This is a genomic window from Pseudomonas sp. On1, assembly GCF_033783325.1.
Genome location: NZ_JAWPOA010000001.1, coordinates 193,655 through 215,937, shown reverse-complemented (window position 1 = coordinate 215,937; position 22,283 = coordinate 193,655). Strand labels below are relative to the sequence as shown.

33 protein-coding genes are annotated in these 22,283 nt (G+C 57.5%); 30 read left to right on the top strand and 3 right to left on the bottom strand.

Annotation, left to right across the window (positions count from 1 at the left end; genetic code table 11):
* Window positions 1-3 precede the first annotated feature (3 nt).
* On the top strand, window positions 4-1,236 hold the full coding sequence (locus R5C80_RS01415) for a hypothetical protein (protein WP_319049524.1): 1,233 nt from the start codon (window positions 4-6) through the stop codon (window positions 1,234-1,236).
* Window positions 1,237-1,289: 53 nt separating this feature from the next.
* On the opposite strand, the gene R5C80_RS01410 is transcribed toward R5C80_RS01415, so the two are convergent.
* Entirely contained in the window at window positions 1,290-2,819 is a 1,530-nt protein-coding gene (locus R5C80_RS01410; protein ID WP_319049523.1) for a diguanylate cyclase, read from the bottom strand.
* Between the two features lie 213 nt (window positions 2,820-3,032).
* Here R5C80_RS01410 and R5C80_RS01405 point away from each other — a divergent pair, with 213 nt between their 5' ends.
* Complete coding sequence (locus tag R5C80_RS01405; protein ID WP_319049522.1) at window positions 3,033-4,148, top strand: hypothetical protein; 1,116 nt, start codon at window positions 3,033-3,035, stop codon at window positions 4,146-4,148.
* Here the strand turns inward: R5C80_RS01405 and R5C80_RS01400 are convergent.
* On the bottom strand, window positions 4,118-4,927 hold the full coding sequence (locus R5C80_RS01400; RefSeq protein WP_209418822.1) for a hypothetical protein: 810 nt from the start codon (window positions 4,925-4,927) through the stop codon (window positions 4,118-4,120). The genes R5C80_RS01405 and R5C80_RS01400 overlap by 31 nt on opposite strands.
* Before the next feature lie 110 nt (window positions 4,928-5,037).
* Here R5C80_RS01400 and R5C80_RS01395 point away from each other — a divergent pair, with 110 nt between their 5' ends.
* The 25 genes from R5C80_RS01395 to R5C80_RS01275 all read left to right on the top strand — a co-directional run bounded on the left by R5C80_RS01395 (window position 5,038) and on the right by R5C80_RS01275 (window position 19,076).
* Window positions 5,038-5,550 carry a hypothetical protein gene (locus R5C80_RS01395; RefSeq protein ID WP_319049521.1) on the top strand — a complete coding sequence of 171 codons (513 nt, stop codon included), beginning with the start codon at window positions 5,038-5,040 and terminating at the stop codon, window positions 5,548-5,550.
* Window positions 5,551-5,660: 110 nt separating this feature from the next.
* The gene (locus tag R5C80_RS01390) at window positions 5,661-6,446 is read left to right on the top strand and encodes a hypothetical protein (RefSeq protein ID WP_319049520.1); all 786 of its coding nucleotides are present in this window, start codon (window positions 5,661-5,663) and stop codon (window positions 6,444-6,446) included.
* Window positions 6,447-6,547: 101 nt separating this feature from the next.
* Window positions 6,548-6,850 (top strand): hypothetical protein, encoded by a 303-nt coding sequence (locus R5C80_RS01385; protein WP_042853040.1) that lies wholly within the window; start codon window positions 6,548-6,550, stop codon window positions 6,848-6,850.
* Window positions 6,851-6,881: 31 nt separating this feature from the next.
* Window positions 6,882-7,349: a Lar family restriction alleviation protein gene (locus R5C80_RS01380; protein ID WP_319049519.1), complete on the top strand. Its 468-nt coding sequence runs from the start codon at window positions 6,882-6,884 to the stop codon at window positions 7,347-7,349.
* Complete coding sequence (locus tag R5C80_RS01375; protein ID WP_319049517.1) at window positions 7,339-7,920, top strand: hypothetical protein; 582 nt, start codon at window positions 7,339-7,341, stop codon at window positions 7,918-7,920. The genes R5C80_RS01380 and R5C80_RS01375 overlap by 11 nt, the downstream gene beginning before the upstream one ends.
* Before the next feature lie 18 nt (window positions 7,921-7,938).
* Window positions 7,939-8,394 (top strand): hypothetical protein, encoded by a 456-nt coding sequence (locus R5C80_RS01370; protein ID WP_319049516.1) that lies wholly within the window; start codon window positions 7,939-7,941, stop codon window positions 8,392-8,394.
* Between the two features lie 115 nt (window positions 8,395-8,509).
* On the top strand, window positions 8,510-8,872 hold the full coding sequence (locus tag R5C80_RS01365; protein WP_319049515.1) for a hypothetical protein: 363 nt from the start codon (window positions 8,510-8,512) through the stop codon (window positions 8,870-8,872).
* A gap of 134 nt (window positions 8,873-9,006) precedes the next feature.
* The gene (locus tag R5C80_RS01360; RefSeq protein ID WP_319049514.1) at window positions 9,007-9,381 is read left to right on the top strand and encodes a hypothetical protein; all 375 of its coding nucleotides are present in this window, start codon (window positions 9,007-9,009) and stop codon (window positions 9,379-9,381) included.
* 283 nt (window positions 9,382-9,664) lie between these two features.
* On the top strand, window positions 9,665-10,309 hold the full coding sequence (locus R5C80_RS01355; protein ID WP_319049513.1) for a hypothetical protein: 645 nt from the start codon (window positions 9,665-9,667) through the stop codon (window positions 10,307-10,309).
* A 172-nt stretch (window positions 10,310-10,481) separates the two neighbouring features.
* Window positions 10,482-11,045: a hypothetical protein gene (locus R5C80_RS01350; RefSeq protein ID WP_319049512.1), complete on the top strand. Its 564-nt coding sequence runs from the start codon at window positions 10,482-10,484 to the stop codon at window positions 11,043-11,045.
* Window positions 11,046-11,303: 258 nt separating this feature from the next.
* Entirely contained in the window at window positions 11,304-11,759 is a 456-nt protein-coding gene (locus R5C80_RS01345; protein WP_319049511.1) for a hypothetical protein, read from the top strand.
* Between the two features lie 27 nt (window positions 11,760-11,786).
* Window positions 11,787-12,149, top strand: a complete 363-nt coding sequence (locus R5C80_RS01340; protein ID WP_128683705.1) for a hypothetical protein — start codon at window positions 11,787-11,789, stop codon at window positions 12,147-12,149.
* A gap of 322 nt (window positions 12,150-12,471) precedes the next feature.
* Window positions 12,472-12,879 (top strand): hypothetical protein, encoded by a 408-nt coding sequence (locus R5C80_RS01335; protein WP_171886922.1) that lies wholly within the window; start codon window positions 12,472-12,474, stop codon window positions 12,877-12,879.
* 76 nt (window positions 12,880-12,955) lie between these two features.
* Window positions 12,956-13,525, top strand: coding sequence for an oligoribonuclease (gene orn, locus R5C80_RS01330; protein WP_319049509.1), 570 nt, complete (start codon window positions 12,956-12,958; stop codon window positions 13,523-13,525).
* A 63-nt stretch (window positions 13,526-13,588) separates the two neighbouring features.
* Complete coding sequence (locus R5C80_RS01325; RefSeq protein WP_319049506.1) at window positions 13,589-14,086, top strand: hypothetical protein; 498 nt, start codon at window positions 13,589-13,591, stop codon at window positions 14,084-14,086.
* Between the two features lie 64 nt (window positions 14,087-14,150).
* Complete coding sequence (locus R5C80_RS01320; RefSeq protein WP_319049504.1) at window positions 14,151-14,654, top strand: hypothetical protein; 504 nt, start codon at window positions 14,151-14,153, stop codon at window positions 14,652-14,654.
* 9 nt (window positions 14,655-14,663) lie between these two features.
* Window positions 14,664-14,879 carry a hypothetical protein gene (locus R5C80_RS01315; protein WP_319049502.1) on the top strand — a complete coding sequence of 72 codons (216 nt, stop codon included), beginning with the start codon at window positions 14,664-14,666 and terminating at the stop codon, window positions 14,877-14,879.
* Between the two features lie 31 nt (window positions 14,880-14,910).
* Window positions 14,911-15,174, top strand: a complete 264-nt coding sequence (locus R5C80_RS01310) for a hypothetical protein (RefSeq protein ID WP_319049501.1) — start codon at window positions 14,911-14,913, stop codon at window positions 15,172-15,174.
* A gap of 276 nt (window positions 15,175-15,450) precedes the next feature.
* The gene (locus R5C80_RS01305; RefSeq protein ID WP_319049499.1) at window positions 15,451-15,831 is read left to right on the top strand and encodes a hypothetical protein; all 381 of its coding nucleotides are present in this window, start codon (window positions 15,451-15,453) and stop codon (window positions 15,829-15,831) included.
* 187 nt (window positions 15,832-16,018) lie between these two features.
* On the top strand, window positions 16,019-17,014 hold the full coding sequence (locus tag R5C80_RS01300) for a ParB/RepB/Spo0J family partition protein (RefSeq protein WP_272837617.1): 996 nt from the start codon (window positions 16,019-16,021) through the stop codon (window positions 17,012-17,014).
* Between the two features lie 76 nt (window positions 17,015-17,090).
* On the top strand, window positions 17,091-17,315 hold the full coding sequence (locus R5C80_RS01295) for a hypothetical protein (protein ID WP_319049498.1): 225 nt from the start codon (window positions 17,091-17,093) through the stop codon (window positions 17,313-17,315).
* Window positions 17,312-17,569 (top strand): hypothetical protein, encoded by a 258-nt coding sequence (locus R5C80_RS01290; protein ID WP_209418851.1) that lies wholly within the window; start codon window positions 17,312-17,314, stop codon window positions 17,567-17,569. Before R5C80_RS01295 ends, R5C80_RS01290 begins: the two co-directional genes overlap by 4 nt.
* Before the next feature lie 584 nt (window positions 17,570-18,153).
* Window positions 18,154-18,390 (top strand): hypothetical protein, encoded by a 237-nt coding sequence (locus tag R5C80_RS01285; protein ID WP_319049496.1) that lies wholly within the window; start codon window positions 18,154-18,156, stop codon window positions 18,388-18,390.
* A gap of 28 nt (window positions 18,391-18,418) precedes the next feature.
* Window positions 18,419-18,685 carry a hypothetical protein gene (locus R5C80_RS01280; RefSeq protein ID WP_319049495.1) on the top strand — a complete coding sequence of 89 codons (267 nt, stop codon included), beginning with the start codon at window positions 18,419-18,421 and terminating at the stop codon, window positions 18,683-18,685.
* 13 nt (window positions 18,686-18,698) lie between these two features.
* On the top strand, window positions 18,699-19,076 hold the full coding sequence (locus R5C80_RS01275; RefSeq protein WP_319049494.1) for a hypothetical protein: 378 nt from the start codon (window positions 18,699-18,701) through the stop codon (window positions 19,074-19,076).
* Between the two features lie 111 nt (window positions 19,077-19,187).
* Here the strand turns inward: R5C80_RS01275 and R5C80_RS01270 are convergent, their stop codons facing one another.
* Window positions 19,188-20,027 (bottom strand): hypothetical protein, encoded by an 840-nt coding sequence (locus R5C80_RS01270; RefSeq protein WP_319049493.1) that lies wholly within the window; start codon window positions 20,025-20,027, stop codon window positions 19,188-19,190.
* 153 nt (window positions 20,028-20,180) lie between these two features.
* On the opposite strand from R5C80_RS01270, the gene R5C80_RS01265 reads away from it, so the two are divergent.
* Genes R5C80_RS01265 through R5C80_RS01255 form a run of 3 tightly spaced genes read left to right on the top strand, consistent with a single transcriptional unit; the run spans window position 20,181 to window position 22,169 of the window.
* The gene (locus tag R5C80_RS01265; RefSeq protein ID WP_319049492.1) at window positions 20,181-21,002 is read left to right on the top strand and encodes a class I SAM-dependent methyltransferase; all 822 of its coding nucleotides are present in this window, start codon (window positions 20,181-20,183) and stop codon (window positions 21,000-21,002) included.
* A gap of 28 nt (window positions 21,003-21,030) precedes the next feature.
* Window positions 21,031-21,462 carry a hypothetical protein gene (locus R5C80_RS01260; protein WP_319049491.1) on the top strand — a complete coding sequence of 144 codons (432 nt, stop codon included), beginning with the start codon at window positions 21,031-21,033 and terminating at the stop codon, window positions 21,460-21,462.
* Between the two features lie 56 nt (window positions 21,463-21,518).
* The gene (locus R5C80_RS01255) at window positions 21,519-22,169 is read left to right on the top strand and encodes a hypothetical protein (RefSeq protein ID WP_319049490.1); all 651 of its coding nucleotides are present in this window, start codon (window positions 21,519-21,521) and stop codon (window positions 22,167-22,169) included.
* Window positions 22,170-22,283 lie beyond the last annotated feature (114 nt).

Genomic DNA, 22,283 nt, shown 5'->3' with positions numbered 1-22,283 from the left:
ATGATGAGCAGTCTCAGCAATTTAAGGGAGGCAACCCGGCTGCTGCCGGGTTGGGTACCTCCGTTCTTTTTGTCGTGCCTGGTAGTTGGTCTGTATGTACTGGCCGTGTTCACTTATAAGGACAGACCGAGTGATCTCGTAGAGACCGCAACGACGGCTGCCATCGTCCTCTCCATCGTGATTGCTTTCGCTTTCCTGGTGTCGGCGATTGTTAAAGCCGATCCCGGGAAGCTGGGGAAGTCGATGAGCGATGGTTTCGCTCGCGGCCTTCACTTCGTTTGGGCAACAGCATCCGCAGGCCTGGCAACCTACGTAGGCGCAGCTGGCATTTACAGAGTGGTGACAGACAACCTGGGTTACAGCATCTCTGCCCTCCTGGTTGCTGCTCTGCTTGGAGGCGCCTATTGGGCTACGTCCTCCAAGAAGGAGATCAAGTCTGAAACTACCGACCCGATTTCCGGGATGTCTAAAGCACTTGCTCTTCCTGAAACGTTTGCGCAGACACCAGCCCAACGGCCGGCCTTTCAGGTGACAATGGCTGATACAACACGCTTGGCCATACACCAAGCCGCACGGATCATCGCTTACAAAGGCAGCAACTGCCTGATCGATGGCAGTTTCTACGCAGACCTCGATCTCAATGCCCGTACCGCAAAGATCTTCTCGGACATGAACCTGATTGCTACTGGCCAATTCATCAATTGGCGCATGCACATGCTTCTGATTGGTAGCGCAGCAGAACAGGTCATCCGCGGCACCTCAAGCGAAGCAGCCTTCGATGACCTGCAGTCGTTCGACGACCTTGCTTCGAAGTTCTTGATGTTGGGCGACGGCCGCCATGCGTTCTACAGGCCAGCAAATGATGCCGAAGCAACGCTGAAGGCTTCACGCCTGGCGATGATTCGCAAGAACGTATGGTCGCGGTGCATGGCTGCCGTTGAGATGAACAAAGAGGCCATCATCCAACTCGTACGCCTGATGCGTATTCAGCCTTGCCTTACCCATGGCGACATCAAACACCTGCTCGAGAAGGTCGAGATGCCGCTTGATTTCCCCATAGCTGAGTTCGATACCGACGAGATGATGGAGCGCGCGCTGCTCGGGCTCGTCCATGAGGCCGAACCTGTAGAAGAGGATGATCACTCCCAAACATCGTCCCTGGACGAACAACCGCCAAGCACCCGGCCGGACAATGTGCGGGAGTTTCAGCCGCGCAACACCACACTCCAGGCCTGAAGACTGGAAACCAAAAGCCCCGCAGACCGCGGGGCTTTCTTTTTGCGGATCAGTTACCCAAGCTGGGCAATCTCAACACGATCTCGCCCACTCCGTTTCGCACTGTAGAGCGCTTCATCGGCGGCACGGTGCGCTTCCTTCACGCTTACATTCAGAATCGCAACACCGGCACTGAACGAGCAACTGAACGAGGCCCCATCTTCGGACTGGAACTGAATCGCGGTAAAGATGGACCGTAGCCTATCCACAACCATTTTCGCCTGGCTTGGATTGGCACCTACCATGACAATGCCGAATTCCTCTCCCCCAAGCCGCCCGACATAGTCATCAGTCCGCAGCGAATCGGTGAGCACCTCGGCCAGGCCAACCAGCACCCTATCCCCTACTGGATGGCCAAAGGTATCGTTGACCGACTTGAAATGATCGATGTCGATCAGAACCAACGAACTTGGCGGGCCTTCGGCAAGAACAGTCGCGACGGACGCCATAAATTGGCCGTGATTCAGGAGGTTCGTCAGGGGGTCTCTTCTCATCCTGGACTCCAATCCCTTTGACCTGCTGATTATCGACTTCAACGCCTTGATGAAGGCTCCTCGCTTCAGAGGTTTTTGGACGAAGCCGTCCGCCCCTCGGGACAAGGCGAGCAGTTGCTTCTCGGCGTTGGACTCCCGGCTCAGGAAAATAATGGGGATGGTGGCGTCCCTGTCCTGCCTGATGATCGAGGCAACGACGTCCCCGTTCGCCTCCGGCATGTGGAAGTCGGTGACCAGAACATCAGGTCGGAATCGGGATAGAGCTTCCAGCACTTGGCTTGGATGCTGGATGTGCTCAACGATCAGGCCTTCCTCGGTGAGGAATTTCCGGGCGAGGTAGGCATCGGTCCTGGAGTCATCTAGTAGTAGCACCCGATACCCTTCGATCTCGATGTCACGATTTCGGCTCCGGAATAGGGAGCGCAAGATGCGGATGTCATCATCGAGCGCCATGATACGAACTTGTCCGAGCTCCGTGGCTGTCCGACGCTGCTCGAATGTCAGGGGGCAGGACTCCACGACAAGCACGACCAGGGCCTCAGACTCAGATGTCATCACGATCTTGGAGATGAAGGGGATTGCCACTGGATCGTTGAGCACTCCGTCACCGACGATGAGCATACTGGCGCGGCGAATTCCGGCCTCATCTTCGGGGTTGAAAGGGATCTGGTGGTAGAGCGTGATGACCTTCGCCCCCATACCTTGGAGGCCACGGGCTAATTCTTGCGCCCTGCCCCCAAAGCCAGGGACGAATAGCGCCACAGGCCCTGACGTGTCAGCGGCTGCGTCATTCACTCGCCGGCTTGCGGATTGAAGCTCTTCCATCATGCGATCGACCTCAGAAAATACGGCCTCAGTCAACGAGGACGCCTTATGGATTGCAGTGAGGACGTCTTGTACTCCAGTGACATAACTGCCATCGACGTCGCTCAGAATGTGGGTTGCGGAAGCAAGGAGCTGGATAAACGCATCGCGGTGACGAAGGCTTGGCATCGGCCGCACCTGTAGCCACCAGGTTGTTTGCAAAGCGTGGTTTACGGAACTGATCATTGGGGAGGATCTCCTCACCCTAATAGTGTCCTTTGGGTGCCCCTTTTCGGCAGCCCGCGAATTCGCGTGACAAGGAATTTCCTCTGCTGCCGAATCCCTACACCATCCCGGCGACGCAGGTCGGAATTCGTCCTGCGGGCTGTTCGATGTCAGCGACAGGTTCCGGCACAGCGCCCGCCCCAGGAATATGGAGGTTACATAGGAGACAACAGCATGCACCCAATCAACCGTGATGCACTGGTCTGCCCGACGCACCTTCGTACCGCCCGGCTGCGCCTCAAAGGGATGTGGAAGGATTCTGACGAAGCGTCCAATGACGTAGTACGTGCCCTAGAGGCTGGCTGGTTCCTGATCCCAGCTGGACGTGAGGGTAACTACACCAAACGGCAGTTTGAGGCTTTCGATAAGTGCTTCGCTGCAGCCCCCTGGGTGAAGCAGATCCAACATGAGGCTGGAGAATTTGACGAGAGGTTGCGGGCACGCCTCGGTTCCAGATTTGAACGTCTGTTTTCAGGTGGACGGAAGCTGACTTCCCCCCTCTCCCAGGCACTTGCCCTCCCCCATCGGGTCGCGCGACTACCGCTAAGCTTTGAGGCCGGCTCATTCGGCCCCGAACTTCTGGTTTCATGCCTTGAGGATACCCAGAGAGTGTGCCTGCGGATTCAAGACGAAATGCAGGGTCTTGAGCCGGATTGGGTCCTGGCTGAATCCGTGGACGTGCGGGCCCTTGTTGAACACCTGAACCGTGCTAGGTGCGTCCACCTCCTGATACCGATACTGGTGGCCACGAGCCCCAGCTACCTCACCAGGGAGCAACAGGGATGGCTTTGGCAGGTCCAGGCTGGGAATCTTACCGTTACCGAATATCTGGAGAGGATCGCGAGACGAGACCAGGAACATACCGACCACGTTCGTGAGTCTTGGAGGAAGCTATTCGCACAAATTCGCACCCTAGCTTCGGCTCTGGATGTCCTTCCGTCTTACCACCAGGCGACTATTACCCGGCGTCTCCAGTCGGCTGATTGGAGATTCAGGGCGAAACGTTGGCAGGGAAGCTTGGTAATTGATCTCGGCGACCTTCATGAGGTCGGAGCGAGGCACCAACTGCGTGACGGTTTCGAGTTAGTGAACTTCGTTTTGGCCCTGGACCAGGCCCTCGAACGGGCGGAACCGTGCTGGGATTCGTATCACCGAGGCGAACACAGCGCATTTGCCCAAGTCGAGCGAATGAGGGACGAGATGACCCAGGAAGGCCCGCCGCGGGGCCTAGGAGACGTTTTCAGGTCGAACCAATCACCTCAGCTGGATTCGCCGCCAAGGGCCCTATAGGCGGCCAACGCCGCCATCATGACAAGGACCGCCGGCCCTATGATGTGCAGATGCTTAGCGAGGAAGGTGGCAACGCCCCACCGGATGGGACGTCGACGCGCATCATCAAGAGCGTTTTGAAGGCTTCTGCAGCGATTCTCCAGCGTGCTGACCTCGTGGCAGAGACCACGCACGTGGCTGTCTTGGTGCTTGAGATAGTCGCCCATTCCCAGTTCTTGAATGTTCCGTTTCCAGGTCTCGACAAGGATTAGGTCACCGGCGCGCGCCGGTCGCGATCTTCCGTTCTCATGTTCCCCATCGTAATAGTCGAACTGGAGACCGATCTGCTCGTAGAACCGGTTTCTGCGCAAGCGATTGGATTTGTACGCTTGGGCATCGCTCAACCTGATGGGATTGACCTGTGCATCTGGAAATTGGTGAAGGAACTGCACCACCCGCCACATGAGATAGGTGCCCAACCGGTGCCCTTGTAGGGCATCAGGCGTAACCGTGATGAAGCCACGGTTAAAGCCGTCGCTGGCACCGATCGACGCCGTGTTCATGTTCCTGTTCACACCTGTAGCCAGGCTCCCCTTACCTGTTGAGGCATGGCTGCGGCCTGAGGTTGTGTACTCGATTGTGAAAAACGCCTCGTGCGGGGTGATCACTTCAGTACAGGACAAGAAGACCTTTGCGACCTCACACTCCGGCGCATCTCTGCTGCCGATGACCAAGACAGTGGAACTGACACGCGGGTGACGGCTGACTGCCGGCCATGAGTTGCTTGCTTGCTCCAGCACGGGTGCATGGTTCCCTAGGTTGTGGGGGGACGGATCTACACAGAGGGTGATTCTGGCACGCAGAGACGCCATTGAGGATAGAGATGCCATAAACCACAAAGGCATCTCACATGGAAACGACCATCAACAACCTCAAGGTCATCTCTACCGCCCGCATACGGCTGAAGGACCTGCACACTCACGAAGACGGTGACGGCGAAAATCTGGCCTGGTCCTGCATCGTATTCCTCAAGGGTAAGCGGTTGGGGAGCGTTCAGGACCCGGGCGAAGAAAAGCCCCTGTCGATCGAGATCGACTCCATCCAGCAAGTAGCAATGGTACAGGCGCTGAAGGAGCACGGGTATCAGCTCAACCTCGAGGCTGCTTCTCAGATCGACGCCAGCGATACCCACGAATACCTGGAGCAGGCTCTACCGCAAATGGCTGACGAGGTGGAGTGGTTCAACAAGGCTAAGCCGCTCTTGAAGTCCAACACCTTGTTCCGCATTCGAGGTGACGAGGAAGGTACGTTCCGTCTGATCCTCGCGTTGTACAACGAGAAGACGGAGCACGCCCTCCAATCGAGGTTTGGCGATCAGCTTGAGGCTGTCCTGAACAATCAGTTGAAGGGGATCACTCTGTAGTGAGGGCTGGGCGGGCCTCCAATACGATTGTTGGGCACCGAAGACCAGTATTGGCGACCCGTCTGGCCCAGATACTCGCAATGCCCGGCTTCTGGCACCCTCCGCCAGACATGAACATGGACTCCATCGACACAGACGCGGAGTACACCATGACGCAACAGCCCCACATCACGCATCCGATACCCGAACAGTGGTGCCTGGTGTTTGCAGACTATCCACTGGGTGAGCCCGCCATGGACGCAATCCAGGGGCCGCTCTTCTTCAGCAGCAAACGAGAAGCGCTGATCGAATACCTGAAGTACCTATCCCCACGACTGGAGCAGGAAGGTGGCCTAGGAGAGTTCCTGGATGCCTTGAGCGATCTGGGCATGGCGCCCAAAACCCTGGTCGCCGACACCAGCGCGGCGTTACTCAGTCTTGCAGAGACGATCGAACTGGAGATCCTGGAGGGAATCTGCGCCGGCTACAGCCAGAACGCGACGTCCGAAGGTCGCGAGGTTATTTTCCTGCTCGAGGCTGTTCCACCCGCAAGGCAGCCCACATTCCCACCGGTGAGTGCCCCAACCCCAGAGTGCCGCGCCACCGATACCACCCCAACAGAGGGAACCCGGGTTTACGCAACTTTTCACCCTCAAGCCTGGCAGAACGACAACGCGGTAGGCGTAGACCCTGGCCCTACGCAGATTGACGTGACGCCCGAGGTCCTTGCGATGGACCGGTCCTATGTATTGGCGATCAGGGACAACACCCAAGAGTCAGACAATTTCATCCACGCTCGGCTCGCACCTGAGTGGGTACGCGACTGGCAAGGCCCCTTCTACATCGAGTGCCAGGACTCTATCCAGGCTTTCTTCGCCGGCACCGCAATCGTGGATAACTCCGCGGTGATTTGCTAATCCCGCGCCAGCGGTGGATTACAGCCCACCACTTTGGCTCTGACTGACACCGGCCCCCCGGTAGTATCCGGGGCTCCGGCCTTCCTATCGTGAGGAACTCTATGCGCCCATTAGACGTAATTCTCTGCCTCGCGTTGGCAGCCACTTACCATCGGACCGACGCTGCCGTCGTGGCAACGGCGAAACGTTTACTCAAGCGAGTAGAGCGCCGGGACAGGCAATCGCTCTTTGATGTGATCAACCACAAGACGCCGTGCCGTTACATCATCCACCACTTGGTGAACCTTCCCGATGAGGTCATCTGTATGGATCTTCCGGCTGAGCGCGTAGCACCACACATCAAGCTGTCGATGGCCAAGGCTCAAGCAGCTAGTGCTAAGCAGACACCTTCCTCTGCCGCCTAACGGCGGAATCAACTCGCAAAAGGAGCGACGGATGAGCCAACAGAACGCTCGTTGCCCGTACTGCAAGACCATCAACTTGCTCGCCGAACAGAGTCTGGCTGGCCATTTCATCCAGTGCCAGTGCTGTGGAGCGCGCGGCCCAATCAAGGACGCCGAGGCAGAAGCCTTTGCCGCCTGGAATGGGGTAGACGAATCGCGCTCGAACTCAACGGGTGACCTGCAGGTACTCGGCTTCCTCAGCACCGAGGCAGTAGAGGCACTCCTAACCGATGCCGATGTAGCTGTCACCTGTTTCAACAAAGCTAGGATGATCCCTACCGGCGCGATCGCCGTTGTCCGCTATGACCATGCTCTGGCGCAGGTTGAACTCGCAGAGACTGGGCAGTCACTGCTGACGCTTTCACTTGAAGGAGAGCCTCAGTCTCCATCCAATACCTGGGCCCCGCCCTTGAGATCGACTAGCGTTGTGCATGAGGAAGCCCCCGCGTATGAGCCATGATGTGATTGATTGTGAGGATATCGTGATGCCACCGCGCTTTGTGGATGCGTGGGGCAAGCCCAGAAGGAGCAGGAACAAAGACGATAAAGTGATGGTGACGTTCCAGATGACGACTATCGATGAGCGTCAGATGCTGTTTCCATCACCGCGCCCGGACGACGAGCCCATGTCGATCAAAGACTTCGCGGACGTACCCTGCTACGAGCTCCACGTAAACGGTGCCTTGAAGGGGTTAGCGTCAATCGAACACAGGGTATCAATCGTTGAGCGCGAGTTGATCATCCAGGTCGAGTTAGTTGCTATTCATCTTGATCGCGAACTCCGAAAGCAAGGTTTTGGACGGGCTTTTCTGGAGTGCATAGGTCGCGAGGCCGGCATCGAGGCCATGACTCACATTTGGCGCGAAAGGTCCGCCGCCACAGCAGATAGGTTTACTGTGAATTTATCGTCTGACCCTATAACTGAGGAGGGAGCGATCGCCACCGAAATACTCTTGGGGATTGTGGAGGATTTGATTCTTAAAGTCTGCGCCAATTGGACGATCCGCCCCCAGGTCCGAGATGACAGCTAGCCGAACATAGGAGGCCAAATGGAATTTTTCGACGGTAAAGGAGATGGCGATTTCATTACGCTTCGGCTGATCGTTGATGGCCGTCCTTTCCAAGACACCTGTGGTATTCGCATCCTCGGTCTGCCAGAGGTTGACGCAGCGATACGGGAGCTTTGCGCCCATCTTCGCGTGCCCCCCGAAGCGGTGCAAACCCGCAGCCAGTTCATACTTGCAATGGAGCATTTCATGGCTTCGGATCTGCCAGAAGCCCAGAAGGTCGTCCTGGTGCAGCGTCTGACCCAAGCGATTTTCAAGCGCTCCGCCGAGCAACTGGAGGATTCAACCGACATGGCTGGCATGGTCGGCCATCGCCTGATGGCAAGAGCTGCCGCCGGCGGGCGCGTCACCCTGGCTGAGTTCGAGCAGGTGGCGAGGTTGGAGCATCATCGCGATCAGGTAGCGGGCACACCCCTGGCATCCCAAGCGCCAGCCTGACAACAGCTGGTGGCACAGCCCGGGGGTTGGGAGAATGCGAGGCTCAAGAGCAAAAGCAGGCCTTTCAAGAACGAGGTGATTGGCTTGCTGCCCCCCAAACTCCGGAGCAGCCTTCATGTTCGATCTCAACACCGCCGGTGCACGTCAGGCTCTGCGCATGCAGCAACCTGATGAGGAAATGGAAGTTCGGGTGCGATATCAAGGCCGAATCTTCGACATCACGTTCCTCCCTGACGAGGATGGCACCCAACCCACCGACCCCAACGATCACCCGGTAACCGACGAGCAGGCGAAAGGATGGCTGCGCGGAGAGTGGTGGTATCACCACATCATGGTTCATATCCGCAACCATGACGGCTCGGAGATCGACGATGTGAAGGCCACCTGTGACAGCTACAGCCGGCTGCCCAGCTTCGCCGAACCCTACGACATCATCGTTCGCCTCTGTGATGAGCTCCTGAAAGACCACCCCTTCTGATCTCACCACACTCATCCCCGAATCTCGGGGATGGACACTTCGCTGGCCCCCTGCCCCCTGATACCCTGCAGAAATTGAACCTCATTCCTCGGCGCCGGGGCTTTTGCAGCCGGACCAGAAGAAGACTCCGAACGATGCTGAACCTCTACGACCCGGCCGCCCGCCAGGCGCTGCGCATGCCGCGTCAGGACCAGGTACATACTGTCGAACTCCGACATCGCGGCGAAGGCTGGTGGGTGGACTTCAGAGTCACCTTCATCCCCGAAGACTCGAATCAATGCGTTCAGCCCGAAACATTGGAAACCAATGCGTTGGTGCAGCCCGCCGCGGGGGAAAACGTAGAGTGGTGGTACCACCGCATGGTCGTAACCTTCCTGAACCAAACGGAGGAGCCGAACGAGAGAGATCCACTCTCGATTATTCGACATGAACGACTGATTTCTTCCGATGATCACTACGACCTGGTGCTCGAGGACTGCCGGCAACTGATGAAGGAAAACCCGTTCTAGGTTCCGCCGGCGGCAGAAATGTGCGGAGGTGGTCCGCATACATTCGAAGTTGCTCCGAATATTTCGCGGGGTCCTGCGCATATTTGGGGTGCAGCTCCGCATATTGCTCCACGACGCAGATCGCGCCTGCCTGGTATGCCGATTGGCTACCAATCTTCGGTTCTGACTGATTCCGGGGTGATCGCCTTGCCCGGCATCGGCCAACATCCGCAGGAGGTTCTGGCACAGCCAGTCAGGTCCGAAGATGGCTCCATCTGACCTAGCCCAGTCACGGAGCCCCCTCATGAACCCCGCATTCGCACAAGCCCTAGCCGCCCGCTCACTGTGGATCAACGTAGCTGTCTTCTCCACCATCGAAGGGTGTGATTCCCAGGCCGAGGAGGCGTTGCAGGCGGCATATGACGCCGTCCACCAGCTGGCGAGCGATGACGTACTGATTCACCGCCACTACGGCCCCCGGGCCCCGCTGCTCCTTCTGGACGTGCCTGAGTTGGCTGATCAGTACAACCTGGCACACGAGCTGTACACGGAGCTGTACTACGAGAACTACCGCAACGGCTCGGTAGGTCAGCTCTCGGCTGGGTGGCTGAAACCGGCCTCGCCCCTAGATCAGCCGTACACGAAATGGCTGGTGGCGGTGGACAAGCAGGTAGCGGCCTTGATGGAGATTTCCTACTCGCAAGTAGCTCAGGCTACCCAGGGGCAAGCCAAGACCTTATTGCTGGCCTGGAGCCGGGGGATGGATGCAGACGAGGCTGCGGAGGCCGTAGTTCATGCGCACATCGAACGTGAGTACGAGAGGGAGTTAGCGGAGGAGGAAGAGCGCCAGGCGCAATGGGAAGACCTCCAGGACACATACGCCTACATCGAGGCTGACCTCTGGGCGGGCTGGCGCGAAGAGTGCGCGGAATTAGGCCTGATTGACTAGCGGAATTAGCAACTAAAGCAAAACACGCAGTTCCCTCCCGCGCCAGGCCTGCAGGTCGATGAAAAGATAACCGGTGCCGTCGGCGACAAAACCTTCATGCTCGATCCCCCATCGGAATATCTGCTAGGTTACCGAGCCTACGGCATCCCGGATAAATCCAAGGAGACTTGAAATGAAATACCCAGGGCGGTTATCGGGAGGGAAGTTTGAGGCTTTCATGGCCCGTCATTTCCCAGCCTTTATCGGCGGCAGCCTGCTCTGCATGCTGGCCTCGGGCAGTGGCATCGCACTCTGGCAATCCGGCTACCTAGGCGGTGTGCCGAAAAGCGAGAATTACGTATTGGCCGCATTCTTGGTGCTGGTGCTGCTTGTCTGCGCCGGCCAATTCGCCATGTTGAGAGGGTACCGTCTTGGTATCTGGCTGGTACTGCCCAGCCTGATGGGCCCTGCTTTGGTGGCGGCCGGCCTGTTTGGCACCCGCCATGCCGGCCCTGCGCAGATCACCGTCCTGCTGTTGTCGCTAGCAGGGTTGTTGGTGATCAACAGTAAACGTCATCGTGCTATGCGCGAGCGCCTTGTCGAAATGCGCCTGCAACGTACCGGGGTACTGCCACCCACCCGGGCTGATGAGTTCCCGGATGGCTCCCCACCTGCAAAGTCCTGGTTTGCCAATTACGTGCTTGGTTTGATGGTGATCATGCTGCTGTGCAAACTCTATCTGTTCTTCTGGGGCTAACGCCAAGACAGACGCATGCTAGACAAAAGCTCAGTCGTTACTTTCTAGGGGTGCCCCCTGGTTGAATCCAGAACTTGTCTTGGTTCCCGAAGTAGCTTCCTACCAAGTCACAATCCCGGCCCCCAACGCCTCTTGTCGCATGGAGAACTAATGCCCTGGTGAGTATGGGGGACCAGCCATTGAAAGCCGTGTGGGCCAGCGGTTCTGGCACAACGAGTCTGTGGTGAACATAGCCTCATCACTACACGAGGCTTATCCATGCAATGCAACCATCCCATCACTCAACACACCCTGAACTTCTCAATGCAAGCTGGCCCTGCCCTTCCCCTCTGCCCTGTGGGCCTTTTACCGGACGCGGTAGTCGCCCTGGATGATCCTTTACTTTTGATCAGTGATCTGGGCATCCGTGAACGCATGCGCGCTAGCTTCAATTTTGACGAGATGCTTGATGAGATGAGAGCCATCAGCGACCTGGCGGAAAAGCGCCAGCAGTATGGCTCTAGGACTGAGATGGGTCTTGGAGGGCCTCGCAGTTACCAGGATGTCGGAACGGCACAGACCCTCATGGATTGGATGCATGAACACGAACTTCGTCGGATGAATCAGATCAAGCTTTCGCTGCCCAGCCCTGGAGAGGAAGCAGAAGCTGCCCGAGAGCGCATCCAGAAACGGATCGCAGCGCGCAGGTCCGGCAGAGTGCGGGCTGCCGCGTAATTCACTCCCGATTATAGGAAACGTAACATGGCACCAGTTCTATCCAGCACCAGCGAACCGCGCCTGAATCTCGGCCCGCACTTCTTCAACGCCCTTTCTTGGGTTCGTCAGACGACCTTTCCTGCCGATCTCGAGTGTAGTTTGGTTGCCCTCGGCACCGCACCGGCCCTCGCCCAGGAGATTGCCGTGACCTATAGCCACTCGATGTACAGAGATATCGTGCGCTTCTACGAGGAATACGCTTACTCGGTCAGTAGTGAGGAGTGGCAGCAGCCGCTGGCGGCCTACATCTCGGCCCGCTTGGCCGACTACGACCGGTATGGCAAGCACGAATTACCGATGGCCAAGTACCTGCAGACGCAACTGGATACCCGGCAACGAAAGGCCTGAGACAAGAACAGATCAAGATCGTGAATCGGTCGGAAATCGATCCCAACGCCCAGCACTCCGAGGGCATGGACAGGTGGGAGGCTGTAGGCGCTGATGTTCGATCCGTAATATCGGCGCCGACGGCAAAGGAGACCAGCAGGGTCATTGCCTGGTGGAATAATGATTGGAGCACTGTTGCAAATACCCTGCTCAAGGCAGCGCAACACATCAGATCCTCGGCCCTGAAATTTGCGGCCTAACTTTGGATGGCATTGCGCCAGCCTGTTGGATACCTTGCCTTGGCCTCGTTATGTCGGAGATTAATCCCTTGTCCAGGTTACTCATGGCCTTCGCTTGGCCAATGCTGGTCATCTGGGCCGCGTTACAGGTCGGTCACTCTCTCCAGGTGATCGATACTGCCAAGGTCATCGTGCGCGACAAGGCGGCCTGCCAAGCCTTGCAGATTCCCTATGACACCAGTTGCCGTGTGGTTGGTCGTATGGAGGCGAAATTCGACGGGAGCTGGTGGCTTCAGCCGAAGGATGCGGGCGGTATATACATCCGCCTGCCTGAAGGATCGTTACCCTATTCCTACAGTCCTGATGATTACCACATCCGCGGCGGCAAGCCGCTCTCCATTGCCTTGGTTGTGGTGACAGCACTGCTTACGCTCCTCGGCCCGCTGACCAGCTGGCGTATTCAAGCACGCCGAGCAAAACGTGCAGCGGGGCGCGGGGAGGCGAACGAATAGGGCACTCTGTCCGGGCTGGTGGCACATCCCCTGGCATGGAGAATTCGCATGTACTGCCACCACTGGAGCCCTCCCCATGATGAATAACGATCGCCGGTTGGCCTGGCTTGATCTTGAGTCAACCGGATTCACTGAACTGCATAAGCAGATGGTGTACCGGCACCGAATCTTGGAAGTCGGGGTCCTGGTAACCGACGCCCAGTTCAATGTCCTTGCCCAACACGTCGTGGTCATTCATCACGACCAGTCTGACGTCCTTCCTTTGTGCGACGACATCGTTCGGAGCATGCACACTCGCAATGGCCTTTTCGACGATGTGTCGGCCTCCACAACCGACTTGGCCAGTGCTGAACAGCAAATCATCCAGTTCCTGGTAGAGCATGGCGTACATGCCAAGGCCTCACCGTTGTGCGGAAGTGGTATCCACTTCGACCGGATGTTCATTGAGGCCCAAATGCCAGCGCTTAATGCGCACCTTCACTACCGCAATCTGGATATAAGCGCGGTGAAGGAATTCCTCAAGACGATCAGCTCAGCATTCGAGCCAGTCAAACGCCAGAGCCACCGGGCGCTCGACGACATTCTGGAATCTGTTGAAGAAGCCCGCATGTACCGGGATCTGCTCGCGCCTATCCTCGCAGCCTGAGCTGGTGGCACACCGCGCCAGCGTAGACCATGTGCACATCAGACATTCACCAGAGGACGATACATGGTCATCCCAGAGCTGGAGGCGCTTCTGGCAGCCGAACAGGAAGAAGAGTCAGCACTCCAGGCATGCCTGGCCTTCGCCCGGGGCGTCCTGCCGATAAGTCTCCTCCTACGTTTCCAGTGCTCGGAGGGTGAGAAGGCCCTCCAACAGGTTGCGCGGTCAATTGATCTGCCAGCTCTCCCCGCCGAACAGAGACACCTTGCCCCCATCGCATCTGAGGCGCATGCGCTGCTGAGCGTAGAACCGGGTTTCCCTGCGATTGCCGGCCGCTGGCAACGTGCGTACGACCTTTACGACCTCGCCTTGATTGACTTCATCGTGGCCGAGGAGGAGCGCGCCGCGAACGAGCGCCAGCACGCCCAAGAGCTTGCAGATACCTACGCTTTGATCGAGCAGGAGCTATGGCATGATGTTCAGGTTGAGAACCTGGAGTTGGGGTTGATCAGCTTAAGCCCATCGCATGGCGATGAAACCAAATCTCAACACCACCCCACATGACTGTGTCGCCTTTTCTCCACTTGGTACTGAGTGGCAGGCTCAATTACCTCATCAAGGAACGCTTATGGCTAAAAAATGGATTGAACTGGAACTTCTCGCAGACTCGGACGCCCGGCTGCCGCTTGTCGAAGGCGTCAGGATCACCGTCGCCGAGGCCAGCATTCGCAGCGTCACCGGCTACTCCGACCAGATTCTGGGGGACGGGTGCATCCTCGTCCTGGACACCATTGCGAAGAACGGCGGGAGCCGTCTGATTCGCGTCCGTGACGCCTATAGCGAAATCGAAACCCAACTGTCGGACCTGACCGAGTGGATTGAGGTGGACATCGTCAACGACTCTCTGGCCAAACTCAGTAGCCTCCAAACCGTAGGACTGCTGCGACGGGAAGGGATCAAAGCTCTGAATGAGGTCAAGGACTCGCTCACCGGCGCGCGCAGCCAACTCACTCTGGATACCGTTGGCGATAACGGAGTTGCCCGTGCTCTCCTCCTCAAGCAGTCGTACGAGGATCTCAAACCGGCGCTGCCCGAGTGTAGCGCCGTGGTCAAACATCACCAGGACGCCTAGGAGATACCAGTGGCACGTGCCCGACTCCACCTGATCTGCGGAAATTGCGGGTGCGCCGATATGTGGACGCACCGCATTGAGCCGAAGGGTACCGACATCGACGGCGAAATGTACCCGGCGGTTTACCTCTCCTGCGGCAACTGCGCAACGCTACATGACCTTGCAGATAAGGCTCCCAGCTCGAAACCAACCCAGCGTCTTGAAGAGATCCAGGAGCAACACTAGCCCAACCGAAAAGAGATCGCGCTACACGCCCGTGTTCGCAGTCCTCATCTACGCATTAATCCTTTGCTCCACAGTGCTGGTGGCCGGGTTGACCATCCCATGGGACATCGGCACCTACATCACGCACTGCCACGCTGTTGTCTGGTGCTTGCTGGCATTGCCCGTCATCGCCAAAGGCAGGCAGTTCAAGGAAATCGGTTTGGGAGGTGGCGCATTGCTGGTCGCCGGCCTGGTGATCGGCTTCACTCTTCTCCGGAGTGTGTTCGGGGAGCAGCTGGCCTCAAGGGGGATGTAGCGCTAGCGTTCGACGTTACCTCGCTCAATGACTTCGATGTGAGACTCATCGGCGCTGTGTTGGTCGTTTTCACCTCCCACCTTGTGGCGCAATTCCTGGTCAGGGCATTCTTCTAGCGGGTTAGGCCAGCAGGGCTTGATCAGGAGTCAGCAGTTTCACCGGAGCCCGCCACAGTGCGGGCTTCGTGCTTTCTGGCTTCGATGAAACACCTGGTTCTGGCACACATGAGCTCGGGGGAAGATAGCCATATCGAATCCGAGCCAAGAGACCTCCGCCATGAAACATACTCCCGCACACATCGCCATCCAGGCCCCCGAGTACAAGGCAGTCAAGAAATTTATTGCCGACAACCTGGTGGCTCAGGGCTGGACCGCCGCCAGCCCGCGCGATATGGACATCTGCTGCCTGGTGGCCTCACAAGACTACGAGACCGCTGTTGGCATCAAGACCGCCACGCTCAGCCTCGAGCCGCGATCGGAAGGCTTCCAGCTGGTAAGCAACTACCAGAGTGAGGGCAACAACGTTCTGAGCACCACCTGGCTGAACATCCCCAGCGGCATGACCTCGGAACAGATCGCCGAGAAAGTGCCGGATTTCTTGGAGAAGGTCGACCGCGAGGTCAACCGCAGCTACGCCCGCCGCTTGTTCCTGCTCTGATCGCAGGTGTCTCCACTTCCCAGGGCCTGCCATAGAGCGGGCTCTGCGCATTTTTAGAGTCCGAATATCGGGAGGTGATGTCAGGCGATAGGGGCTCGAAAAAACTTCGAAATTTTCTCGGCGCCGGTTCTGGCACACACGACCTCCCCTGAAGATGGCTCCATCGACCACACAGGAGCACTACCCCATGACCACCGAGACCATCGCCACCAACCTGATCACCGAAACCGCCCAAGCTGCTCTGGCTGGCTGCAACTCCCTGCGCAGCATCCACGACACCGCCAAGAAGCTGATCACCGGCAAACAGCTGGGCTTAGACTTCGATCCGAAGCGCCAGAACGCCTTCGAAATGCCTATTGCCCTCCTCATCTGCAATGTTGAAGAGGCAATCCGCAGCGAATTCGACCAGGATGCCATCCGCGGCTTCGCCGATTCCTACAAGGCCGGCGAACCCGTCGAACCGCTGGGCGTTGTCGCCGAGAATGGCAAACTGCGCGTAGTGACCGGTTTCACCCGCCACGCCGGCCTGATGCTGGCCATCGCCGAAGGCGCCGATATCAAGCGCGTGTGGGTGAGCCAGGTGGAAGGTGGCCGTGCCGTTGAGATCGTGCGTCAGTGCGTGAGCAACCAGCAGGTGCCGGTTTCCCCTCTTGACCTGGCCGAGGCCTACCGCGAGCTGATCGACGACCACAAGTTCACCGTCGCCGGTGTCGCGGCCGCGGTGCACCGTAAGGTCAGCCACGTTCGCAAGATGCTGGCGCTGGTAAACGTGGCCCCTGAAGTCAAGGAGATGGTCGAGAAGGGCCAAGCGTCCGTCTCTACAGCCCTGGCCGCAGACAAGCAGTGCAAGGCCAACGGCGAAGACACTGTGGTGCATATGCAGGAGCAGCTCGCTAAGGCCCAGCGCAACGGCTCCGCGAAGATCACCGCGAAGTCCGTTGGTGCGCCGTCCGCCCTGTACGGTCGCAAGGACCTGGACGTTGCCGCCCCGGTGCTGGTCCAGCTGGCCGACCAACTGGAGAAAGCTCTGCCTTTCATGGCTACCCCGGAGAGTGTGAAGGTCGAACTGACCCTCAGCGGTGCCGACCTGAACCTGCAGGACCTGGCCAAGGCGCTGGCCAACATCCGCGCGGCCGTAAAATCTGCCCAGAGCGGCACCGAGCCGGCGGCGAACGTCGGCTAATCCAAGCCCCCTGCCAACTACCGCCCCCACCCACTGGGGGCTATGGGCGGTCGGGACTTACGGAGAGACAAACGGAATGGCCACATTTGCTTTCTGTGACTTCGAAGACGCGCTAGATGTTTTGAGGTCTGCCATTACGGAAGCATCCATCACCACCCTGATCGACCTGATCGATCAGCAATTCAATGCTGGATATCTGGATGTGAGTCCAGCGCAGTGGGGGCATCTGGCCTCTGAGGTGATGGTCAGGCTAGACCATGTCCGGCAATTAGTCCGTCAGTTTGAGAGAGATACACGATGAGCATTCGCCTGGAACTGCAGTGCATCAACCAGGAAGACCCGAGCACCGACGACTGCTACAGCATGAACGAGCAGGGTGTGTTCGAAACTGCTGACGATACTCAGGCCGATCTGATCCGGGCCTACAAGTACCTTCAGGACCTGGCCACCCGTAAAGGCTGGAAATCCGCACAGCTGGCCCAAGGCAAAAAAGGTATGCTATGCCCTAACTGCGTGCAAATCTACGAAGCACAGACTGGGCATGCTTTGAGCTGAACTCCTCTGAACGAAAGGCGCTGCTAGAGCAAGGCGTAACTCTTCCTATACCGCAGCTTTGCGAACTTACCACACAACAAACTAAGGATTTAAGAGCGAAATGGCAGAGGTTAAATCAAATCGACCAAGAAGCAAACATAGCGACGTGGTTTTTATATTAATTCTATCCCTAACGGCAGCAGTCGCCGCATGGCTCTACATGGCCAACAGATACTTTACAATTACGCATGGTATGGGCCGAACAGCCTACCATGACTTAACGTATGAAATCCCGGCTGCTCTAGTAATACTAGAGGCACGCATAGGCCCCTGCTCGACTACATCCATAAACTCAACTGAACTGGCAAAGCGCGGAGCCCCAACGAAAGCAGCGAATGGCTTGGAATGGACCGCCACTAATACGGCCAACGTTCTAACAGTTCTATACCCTTATAGCGATGATGATGATTCGAGCATGAGCAAGTTAGAATTGCGGCGAGAGTTGATTTCGAGCCCAGTAATCAAAAAAGCTGAAATAATTCCCGAAGGAATTAAGGTAAGTTATCACTGCCAGAAATCCGATTAACTAATCAAGGAATGACAATATGCAACCAGCTACAGAAGCTAAAATTCGAAAAATTGTTGCTGATGTTTCAGCCGCAGACCTGAGACAGGTAACACTCGATTCCTCACTAGAATCATTAGACTGTGAAGACCTACTAGAAGAACTTGCAGAATCCATTCAAGATGAGTTCGACCTTGACAAGATTGATGACGATGTAGCTGAGGGGTGGAAAACGGTCGGAGACATCTGCCGCTACGTATTGAAGAATCCACAATGATCACCAGCTCTTCAGCAGGACAAAGGTCATGACCGTTACCCTGGGACCATTGAGTCCGGAAGAAGAAGCGATGATCCGCCGGCATCGCGACGAGAAGGCCAAGCGTGCCGCGGCACTAGCATTCCGCTTGAAAGCCCTCAAGGTAGCCGCTGAGTACGAAGCCTGGCTGCAACAGGATGAAGAGTGTGGGGATTCATTCTCGACGTTCGTGAACCGATTCGGCTACCAGGACAGCGATTGCCAACCCATGCACGAATACGTCAAGCGAATCCATAAGGCAGCAACTCCTGACTGAAGGTAGGGTTTTGATGGAAGGAAGACAGTTCATCAAGAGCGTGACCGGGAATTACCCCGTTTACCCGGGCCATCCACTGGTACTGGCAACTGCGATCATGGAGTTCTACTCCGACTTTCCGACGGCCAATGCGCCTACAGAACATGGCTGGTGCGCCGCCCTGAGCGATAGCCGCATCCCTGGAGCCGGGGACCACGTCGGTGCTGCGGTGCGCTGCTTGAGTATTGGAGTTGAAGGCGGTTCAGTAGATGAGATGGTGGCCGCCGCATGCAGTTACTGGGAGCGAGGGCAGGCCGGCGGGCACCATGGATATGTCTGTGCCGGCATCGAGCAGGCCAAGGCCGTTGAGCCGAAGTTCCGCGATCTGGCGGAGCGTTGGTTCCCGAACTGACCCACCCTCCCCGATCATGGCCCGCCGATTTGGCGGGCTTCTCGTTCCTGCAGGGAAGGTCGGGTCCTACGGTTGGACCTGACTACGCACTAGCCGTAGTGAGGCTCGGATTCATGCCCGAGGTTCCGAACTCACCGTGCTTCGATGAGGGGTGCGTTCAGGCCGAAATTTCCGGCCCGGGAGCAGCTGGAGCTTGAGGTTCGGTTTAGAGTCCCGAGATCGGTCTCGAAGCTTCCGAAAATGGGGTATCCGAGTATTCCGGGTCATCCATTCTTCAAGCTCGGGCATAAAGCCTTCGCCAAGCACATCGCGAATGCACTTGTAGATTGCGGACTTGAATTGTAGATCAGAGAGTAACTTGACCTCCTTCCGCCGTCGGTCCCACTCGGTTTTCAGTTTCCAACTCCGAGCGCCTTTCCCGTTCTCCTTCAGCTCACGGTTCAGTTCGACCAAAGCGTCATAGGCCCTGAGTTTCGAGCCCTGGATGGCTTGCAAGAGTTGGGTGTCGGTGAAAACGTGCTGCCGGGCCCAGTGCAGAAAATCTTGGCCATATACACCCGCTTCCCAGAACCTCGCCCGGATCACTCCCACCGCGCCCACGATCTCCGGGTACAGCTTCGAGAACTCGGTCAGGTATCGCTCTCGTTGGTGACCGTGCACGCGCGCCAGTGCGTCCTCGCCGGCGAGATGAAGCACGCCACGGGCAAGCGCCTGGTCGGTTCTGATTTCCAGCCGAACATGCATCTCGCTTCGCAATACTTCGATCTGCGTATAGAGGTAACGCTGGCCGTCACGGTCTTTGCGCGCCACCGCGGCTGCCAACCTGCGGTTCAGGAATCCAATCGCGCCAGCGCACAAGGCAACGACGGTGCCGTGCCTATAGCTGCTCCTGATGAACTCCAGGAATCCAGACTCGCTCTTCAGTGCTGACTTCAGATCAATCCACGACATAAGAAATCTCCCCCAATTGATCCCCTGAGGCTACTGCACTCATGAGGAGGTAAATGCTCAAGGGCTACGGCTGATTTCCGGATCGCAGATGGTGGCACGGGAAGACCAGCCCGATTCTGGCCTCAATTGACCAACGAACAGGCACTTGAGGCGATGAGCACGCACAACACACAGATCGAGCTCGGTCAGTACCCAACCCCGGCCTGGGCTGCAGCCGCGATCGTACGAAAGAACTTCAGCCACCTCAGCGCTAAGGATTTCGTCCTCGAGCCAACGTGCGGCCCGGGGCGCTTTCTACAGGCGATCCCCCAGTATGTGCCAGCGCTGGGGATAGAGATCGATCCGCGCCTCGCTCAACAAGCACGTGACCTGACCGGTAGGCCGGTCATTACAGGTGACTTCTTCCAGGTGGAGCTCGAAGAGCGGCCAACCCTGGTCCTCGGTAATCCGCCTTTCGAAACCAAATTCATCGAACGATTGCTGGATCGTGTACACGGCATACTGGTCGACAATGGCCAGGTGGCATTCGTCCTGCCCTGCTACTTCCTCCAGACAGCGGCGAGAGTGTGTCGGTACAACGAACGCTGGGCCATCCAGCAGGAGATGCTGCCCAGAAACCTCTACGCCGGGCTGAAGCATCCCCTGACTTTCGTGACGTTCACCAAAGACCAAGAGCGCCTGATGATCGGCCTCAGCCTTTACCACGAACTGGCGTACATCCAGGGCCTTCCAAAAGATGTGCAGGAGGCCATGAGTCAGGGCCCCGCCTCCTGGCGCGAGGTCGTCGGACAGGCCCTCGATCTGTTCGAGGGAGAGGCCGACCTGAGCCAAATCTACGAATACGTTGCTGATCGCCGGCCGACGGCAAACCCGAACTGGAAGGAGCAGGTCCGTAAGGTCTGCCAGCAGACTGCGCGCCGCGTGGGCCCCGGGCGATATGCGAAGCCGGAGCAACTGGACATGCTGGCCGCATAGCTGATCGAACATCTGGGAGAGACATCGCATGACCACAACCAATCAACAGCAGGCGGTTCAAGGGAAGCAACCTGAGAAGGTCAGCCCCGAAGAACTGCAAGCCATGATCGCCCAGTACCAGGCCGGAGTAGTGATTGCGTCCCGGCTACCCTTCACATTCCCCTCGGGCTTTAAGCTCACTGAGGTGGTCCCCCAATGCAAGCTGTGCGGGAGTGAAATCCGAAAGCAGGATTTCAGGGGGAGCTGGAACCAGGTACTGCCGGATGTCGTGGTGATCGATGGCCACGGTGTGTGCCGGTCTTGCCGTTGCATCACCGCATTCCTCTTCCGAGTCCGAGGGGAAAGCCCTGTGGTCCTGGAATCGATCAGCGATGAAGGCGTTTGGCAGCAATACACCCAGCACCAGACGATGTGGGCGCGGATCAAGCGCCAGCTCCGATTGCTGACTTCCCGCTTCTGACACACTCCGGTTGACCTCAGACTGGTCTCATCGCTAACACGCCATGGAGCCCCATCATGAGCCTCAATCCAATGATCATGGACGAAGCCAAAACCGAAGTTCTGAGCTGCCTCGACAACGCGAGCCGGTCAATCCACGAGTTTCACGACGCAGCGGCGTTCATGACCTGGTGGGAACAGTACGATTCTGGTGATCTCGGCCTGACCCATGACCAGAAAATCGACCTCTACTGCCAGCTTCGGGTTGAGGTATACACCTTCCAGGGCTGCCTCGATGTGTACCGCCGCCTACTGACGGGGAAATCCGGCATGGCACTGCAAATCGGCGATTCCCAGTACGCCTACCTCTGCGCCGGCGGGGAGCTGATCGGCTTGGCGGTGCACCGGAATAGCACCATTGACGAGGCTGAGTCTTACGACTTCGACAGCAGCGCGTTCAATACCTGCATTGGGGGCTGGATGGATGAGGATTTCCGCCAGACGCGCAAATGGATCGCAGAGCCTGTATTCGTCCCTGTGACAGTCGATCCCTCCCCTGAGATGTACACAGAGTTTGATCACGCTGGTCAGCGCTGGTCATTCAACCAAGATGAACTCTCCATGCTTGATAGCGAAGACAGCAGCTTCCACTTTGTGGCGTATCACATGCTGTCCGAACCGACGATTGAGTCTGTGATCGTTTTCATTGAATCGAAGGGGTTGGGTTAAATCTCACCTCCTAACCCACCGGTGAACGAGCATTCCGAGCGAGAGGATTAGGACACTCGCTCCCCCTCAAAACACTCACCAAGCGAATTTCAGGCGGTCGCTTTCGTTGGTAGC